Annotated in this window: 5 protein-coding genes; 2 read left to right on the top strand and 3 right to left on the bottom strand. The window is 41.4% G+C overall.

Translation table 11 applies throughout. The annotated features are described in order from the left end of the window. Positions 1-73: 73 nt before the first annotated feature. From AAE02nite_RS20935 to AAE02nite_RS20945, 3 genes are all read right to left on the bottom strand, one after another. Positions 74-3,292, bottom strand: a complete 3,219-nt coding sequence (locus AAE02nite_RS20935; protein WP_146902642.1) for a SusC/RagA family TonB-linked outer membrane protein — start codon at positions 3,290-3,292, stop codon at positions 74-76. Between the two features lie 296 nt (positions 3,293-3,588). After that, positions 3,589-5,070: a sulfatase family protein gene (locus tag AAE02nite_RS20940; RefSeq protein WP_146902645.1), complete on the bottom strand. Its 1,482-nt coding sequence runs from the start codon at positions 5,068-5,070 to the stop codon at positions 3,589-3,591. Positions 5,071-5,574: 504 nt separating this feature from the next. Then, on the bottom strand, positions 5,575-5,850 hold the full coding sequence (locus tag AAE02nite_RS20945; protein ID WP_146902648.1) for a hypothetical protein: 276 nt from the start codon (positions 5,848-5,850) through the stop codon (positions 5,575-5,577). A 271-nt stretch (positions 5,851-6,121) separates the two neighbouring features. Between AAE02nite_RS20945 and AAE02nite_RS20950 the strand changes: the two genes are divergently transcribed. Both AAE02nite_RS20950 and AAE02nite_RS20955 read left to right on the top strand, forming a co-directional pair. Then, entirely contained in the window at positions 6,122-6,370 is a 249-nt protein-coding gene (locus tag AAE02nite_RS20950) for a hypothetical protein (RefSeq protein WP_146902651.1), read from the top strand. A 264-nt stretch (positions 6,371-6,634) separates the two neighbouring features. Next, on the top strand, positions 6,635-6,856 hold the full coding sequence (locus AAE02nite_RS20955) for a hypothetical protein (protein WP_146902654.1): 222 nt from the start codon (positions 6,635-6,637) through the stop codon (positions 6,854-6,856). Positions 6,857-6,965 lie beyond the last annotated feature (109 nt).

Here is a 6,965-nt window from a genome sequence, read left to right on the forward strand (position 1 = left end):
AACTTAGAATGAATCGGTTCAGGCTTCGGGAGAAACCATTTACTTATTTATTCTGATAGCTTAAACAGGAGTTTTATAATTGAATATTAACACCAAAATTGAAGGTTTTCAGCTGGGCGGGGTAAATGTGGCGGGTAGCATTAGAATCGCCACTAATTAATCCTTGCCAGGCACCAGAAACAGGAGCATCTTCCGGATCTACACCCCAATTTTTCATCAGGCTGGAAATGGTTAGCAAGTTGGTGCCACTGAAATAAACCCGAACTTTATTTAAAGCAATGCGCTGGGTTAAGGTAGTGGGCAGCGTATAACCAAAAACCAAAGATTTTAACCGGAAATAATCGGCGTTGTGCACATCTTTGGAGTTTGGCTCCAGGTTATTATTGGCCTGCCAAAGCGGCCGGGAAAAATAGACATCGGTATCGCCTTCCTTGGTCCAGTAGTTGTTCCGGAAGTAAGTAATAATTGGGCTGTTGTTATATTGACCAACCTCACCAATGGTGCCGGTAATTACGGTTTGTACCTTGGCAGCCCCATTCCAGAGCATATTTAAATCGAAACCTTTCCAATCGGCGCCTAAATTTAAATTAAAGGTGTATTTGGGCGTGCGGTCGCCTAAATATTGGAAGTCATTATTGGGGTCGATTTTACCATCCTGGTTAACGTCCTCAAATTTATAATCGCCGGCCCCGATTTGTTTTGCCCAGGCTTCTACGTTAGCCGAACTCTTGGCTTCATCATCAGTCTGGTAAATGCCTACCGTTTTATAACCTCTTATGGCGTATAAAGGAGTGCCTTCGGCCCGGTAATACATACCATTCAGAACGGTTATGCCTAAGCCAGCATAATCAACTAATTTATCTTCTACGCTGGCCACCCCGGCGCCAAGGTTATAATTCAAACCGTTCACAGAAGACCGCCAGCTGGTACTGAACTCCCAGCCTTTGTTGTTAATTACCCCGGCATTGGTTTTAGCTGCATTTAAGCCAATTACCCCCGGAATAGGAAGGTCGAGCAGAATGCCATTGGTAGTCTTATCAAAAACATCAAAAGTTACATTAAGCTTATTTTGCAGGAAAGCTAAATCTACGCCGGCATCATGCTGGGTAACTTTTTCCCAGGATAAGTTTTCCGAAGCCATGTTGTTCTGGATAACGGTATTTACCACATATTCTCCTCCCGGACCAGTTGTGAAACCATAGCCCTGGCTTAAAGCTAATTGGGGTATATAGGCATAGTTCCCGATGCCATCGTGGCTACCGGTTTGGCCATACGAATACCGGATTTTGAAATCGTTGACCACAGTGGCAAATTTCTCCCAGAAACTTTCGCCGGATACGCGCCACGCAAGTGCTGCCCCCGGAAACTGGCTGTATTTTCTTCCGGTCGGGAAACGGGATGAACCATCAGAACGTAAGCTTACTTCCGCAAAATACCGGTCGTCGAAATTATACCCTACTCTGCCAAAATAAGAGCGCAGCCCCCATTCATTTAATCCATTCCGGATAGTATAATTCTCCTGCGTACCCGTGCCAATATTAATAATTTCGTTATTAAAGAAATTCTGGCCTAACATGTCCTGCCATTCATCTTTAAATTCTTCCACGGCATACCCGGCTAAAGCCGATATATTATGCCGTTTAAAAGATTTCTGGTAGTTGGCGAGCAAGTTTAAAGTAGTGCGGGTAACATCGCCGTTATTAAAATAAAGCGAGTTGTTATTATAGGCTGCAAAACCTAAATTCCACTTGGGTATATTATAACTTTCTCTTTCCGAAGTATTCTGAACGCCATACTTCCCTGTAAATGTTAATCCCTCCACCGGTTCCCAATCCAGGCCGGCATCAATGGTATAAAAACGAGGGGTATTTTTCCGAAGCCCCATATAATCGGTATCTGCCTCTAACCTTGGATTGGTCTTGCGGGCGCCTTTGGGGATATAATTGCCATCGGCATCGTAAATAAGCCCGCCGCCTAATCCGTATTTTTGGGTTTGGTTGTGCAGACCCTGAATGGCTTCATATTCAGCAAATCCGGTAGCCTGGGTTTTTCTTTCTGCGTTTTGATAATAGAGATTTAAGTGCGCATTTAAGGTTTTATGCAGCTTAAAATTATTATTCAAACGCAGGTTTATTCTTTCGTACGTTCTTTCCCAAATCAGGCCTTCCTGGTAAAAATAAGATACGTTAGCCATTGACTGAACAAAATCTCCGCCTCCGGTTAGGGTAAGGGAATGGCGCGTTTGGGGTGCCGTCCGGTAAATATCCCGCATATTATAAGAAGCCGCCGGAAATTTAATCGGGTCGGTTTCCATTCCTGCCAGGTAATCCTGAATTTCCTGTTCGGTGTAGGTTGGTAAGCTAGAGTTGGGATTTCGCTTCTTCTGATTGGCCGCTAATACATTTCGGTATCTCAGGTATTCTTCTGTATTCATAAAGTCGGGTAATACGGTCGGGTCCTGTAAGCCGTAAACCCCTTCGTAATTAATTTTCAAGGGTCCCTTTTTACCTTTTTTGGTGGTAATCAGAATAATGCCGTTCGCCCCGCGAGAACCATAAATAGCCGTGGACGCTGCATCTTTCAGAATAGAAACGCTCTCTACCGAATTTGGATCAATATCATTGAGCGATTGTACCTGGCCGTCAACCAGCACCAAGGGTTCGCTGCCGTTCACCGAAGATATTCCCCGGATCTGCATCTGTATTTTATTATTACCGGGCTGACCGCCGTTATCCAGAACGGTTAAACCAGGGGCTACGCCTTGCAGCACTTTTCTTAAATCGCCGGAAGGAGCTTGTTCTGTTAACTCCTTGCCGCTAACCGAAGCTACCGCCGTTGTTAAAGACGTCTTTTTCTGGGTGCCATACCCCACCACTACCACTTCTTCCAGGGCTTTGGCATCTGGTAATAACTTTACGGAGAAGATAGTTTGTCCGTTAAGAGGTATTTCCTGGGTTACAAATCCGATAAAAGAGAAAATAAGGGTACCATTTTGGTCGGGAACGGAAAGGGAAAAAGTACCATCAAAATTAGTTGTAGTTCCTAAATTAGTGCCTTTAACCAAAACGCTAACCCCCGGCAAACCAGCACCGGTATTATCGGTAACTTTACCTTTAACTAAAAAATCTGCCTGTTGCATTATTGCACCTCCAAAAAGAGTTGCTACTGGCGAATAAGCCAGCGTATTTTTACTTTTGGCATATAACAATGCTGTTCCGGGGCTAAAAATATTACCCTGCGAAATGCATACCGTTATACCTAGCGCTAAAAATCGTTTGTAGTTATTTTTCATAAGCGTGATGGGTATAGTTTTATTAATTAATTTTAAGGGCTTCGCTTAACAGAACTCGATTTATGTTCTATTATTTGTTTTAAATACATTTCAGGCTTTTCTGGTTTAACCGATATAAATTGCTTTCGAATTTAAGCAGTTATCATGTTTTCTTTTATCAGTTTAAGAGAAGCTAATCATTATCAAAACTTAACTTTTTAAGCTGCTCCGTCAGATTCCAGATAAGTATTATTAAAACTTAAATTTTTGCACCTGCCAGCGCCAAAATGCTTTTATATAAGGAAGAACCGAGGGTATTAGTTTTTCTTCTTTCCTCCGTAATAAGGATAGGTATCAAAAATATCCTGTTTGGTGCCTAACAAGGGATCTTGGGTGTCCCGGCGCCATTGGTCCAGCTCCCCTTTCAAACTTTGAATAATTTTTACGTTTGCGGGCGCTTCCGCTACATTGTGCAGTTGGTCTTTATCGTTCTGCAGTATATATAATTCCCGGGCAGGTCGTTTTTCCAGGCTTGCGGCTACCCATTTGGCTGCGGCTGCATTGTTCCGGTTTTCTATCAGAAATTTCTTGCTCCCACCGTTATCAATGTCGCCAAACGGCGACGGGGGCACCGTTAAGTTTGGGTTGCCGGCCGGCCATCTGTCGGGCCGAAGATTTTCGATGTAGAGATAGTCTTTTGTTCTGATTGCCCTAACCGGATAACTTAAATTATTATCCCGTACAGAGGCATGCCGTTCCCGTTCCAGAAAAACCTGACCGTACCTTTTGTCTTGCTGGTTCTTTTGCAAAAGCGGGAGCAACGATTTTCCAGTCATCGGATCGGTAGTTTTTAGGCCGGCAACCTCCAGTATGGTAGGAGCAATGTCGGCAAGTGTTACAAATTCGTTGTAATATTTCCCTTTCCCGAAGTGATTTCCCCAGCTCATGACCAAAGGAATATTACTACCCGAATCATAAACATTCGCTTTTGCCCGCGGAAAAGGCATACCATTATCGGAGGTTACGATAATTAAGGTATTATTATAAAGTCCTTTTTGTTTTAATAATTTTACAGCTTCTTCTATGGTCTGGTCGAACCGTTTAACCTCGGCCAGGTAGTCCATCAAATCTTCCCGTACGGCGGCATTATCCGGCAACCAGCCCGGTACTTTTATTTCAGCTTTATTTATTTCGGTCTTATTTTTTAATTCTGCTTCGTAAGGCCGGTGCGGATCGCTGGGACCCAGCCAAAAGCAAAATGGTTTACCGGCCGGCAATTTTGCTATAAATTCAGCAAAGTTTTTAAATGCCGGTCCGGCTGGGTTTTCCTGGTATCCGCCCGGAAGTGCTTGCCCGGGACCCCAGCCCTTTCCGGTCAAACCTACTGTGTAACCGGCTCGGGCTAAGGTGCGGGTATAGTTCGGGAATTTGGCTGGCAGGGTTCCCCAAAGGTTGCCACCTTCTTCCAGTTGGTGCGGGTATTTTCCGGTCAGGATGCTGGCCCGGGAAGGGGAACAGGAGGAAGCAGTACAAAAAGCGTTATTAAAAACAACCCCGCTGGCCGCAACGGCATCAATACCCGGCGTTCTAATAGCTTTTTCGCCATAAACCCCGGCATGTTTCGACATATCATCGGCAATGATAAGCAGTATGTTTTCCTGCTCTTTCTGTTTCTGGGCAATGCCATTCTTTCCGTTTGGGCTTGAAAATAGCAGATAAACAATGGGTAAAAACAGCAGTACACTCGCTGAAAAAAGCTTATTTTTAAAAGCGTTTAAGTCTGCAAATAAATTTTTCATTTTGTGCTGGAAAATATTGGTAAATGAGCCAGCATCGAAATAATTTATTCCACTCGTATAATCCGGTATATTATTTCTGACGCAATCGTAAAATGGTCAAAAATATTAAACCTCATCAATTCAGGTTATATTTATGTTATTTAAGTTTTGTTTGCAGTAGGTATGCATAAAACCGCTAGTAATTCTTCTTAATCAACAGCATCCAGTAAGTATTCCGGAAAAAGGATCTGGGTAAGAATAAGAATACAATCATCCGCAAACCTTGGCCTTCATTAATCTGGCTGTAACCTGCAATTATAATTTTACTTGATTCTTTAAAGCGGCTGTTTAAAATGACCAGATATTGTATAAAGTCTTAAACCTTAAAATCACGCTCGAATTTGTTACAGTACTTTTTCGAGGCTGTTCAAGACATTTATAATATCCGCAAGTGGCAGTTTGAAGAGAGTGAATGGCTAGGCACCTACTCCGGAATTACAGTTAGAATGGGAATAGGTTTCACCACTAAATAATACCATCCGGGTACCAATTCTCTAAATACTCAACCATTTCTTTTTCGGCTGGTATCAGGTGCTGGTTGGCATCGGTTACGGGGTAAGCGTATTTTTCGGCATTATATTTTTTGATGGGTGTTGCGTAGGTAGAATAAGTTTTTTCAACGGCCTGGTAAACTCCTCCCCCTTCGCCTAAGGTATATGTTTTGGGATAACCTAAAGCAGTATCAACCATAGTACAAAAAGCTTCTGCTTCTTCTCTCAAGTTAAAAACGATGTATTTCATAACAAACCAAGTAAATAGAATAGCCTTCTACGGTGTAAATAGCATTAGGTATTAATAATATAAACAAAAATTAAATATTTACCAATATTTATTAAAAAAATTTTAAAAAAGCCATCCTTTCTAACCCTTTTTCTATGCGGTAATGGACAAATTAAAAATTCCGCTTAAGTCTACTGCTTATTCTTATTGCTACTCTTGCAGATTTTGTGCCATAAGTTTATTTAACCGGCTTTAGAACAGATTAAAGTAAAATCAAGTATATACTAAAATTATGAAAAAGTATAAAGTTTTAACAACCGATTCGGCCGAATCTTTTGAGATAGATTTGAACCAGTTAGCTAAACAAGGCTGGAAGGTGGTTTCGGCAAACTTAACGAATAATGGGGCGGATAACCTGCCGCTTTTTTTTGCCCTGCTCGTAACCAACGGAACTGATTTAGTACTAAAAGAATTGCTGGAAGAAAATATTGATGAACTAAACAATCCGGAAAATATTGGTTTAAGTCCTTCGGATAATTAAAGCCGAGTCTAGAACGCCTTAAATTTATCCTTTATCCATCTATCACAATCACGCTCGTTCATGGTCTTTCCGTAACAGTTGCTGGCTGGTTATAGCATCATGTTATGGGTTTAAGCTATACGGGCCATCGTTAAACAAACCTTTTATTCTCATTCTGTACAAGTAAATACATAAATTCATAAAAAAGTATTATTCAACAAGAAACAAAACCTGAATATTTACGTGAAACTTAACTTGTCATTATTATACTTAATATGAAGTTTTATGTATGATATCGAAAAAGACTTCGTGTTCTTTCTGGAGAATGAGAATCAGTTGAAGAACACTTATAAAGACCAGTATATTCTGATAAGGGAACAAAGAGTAGTAGAAGGTTTTAACTCTTTTTTTGCCGCTTACAAGAGAGGGCTGGAATTATTTGCCCAGGATAAACTCTGTATTCAGCATTGCGACCCGCACAAAAAATTAAGCTGGATAAACCGGTAACCCCCTTATTTATAAAGCCAGCTACTCTCTTTCAAAATAAAACCTTTTTCCAACTTATCTTTTCAAGAAATTTTTCTGAGTACGTTTCCCTGATTAAATCTTCTCATGT

This window comes from Adhaeribacter aerolatus (genome assembly GCF_007991635.1).
GTDB lineage: Bacteria > Bacteroidota > Bacteroidia > Cytophagales > Hymenobacteraceae > Adhaeribacter > Adhaeribacter aerolatus.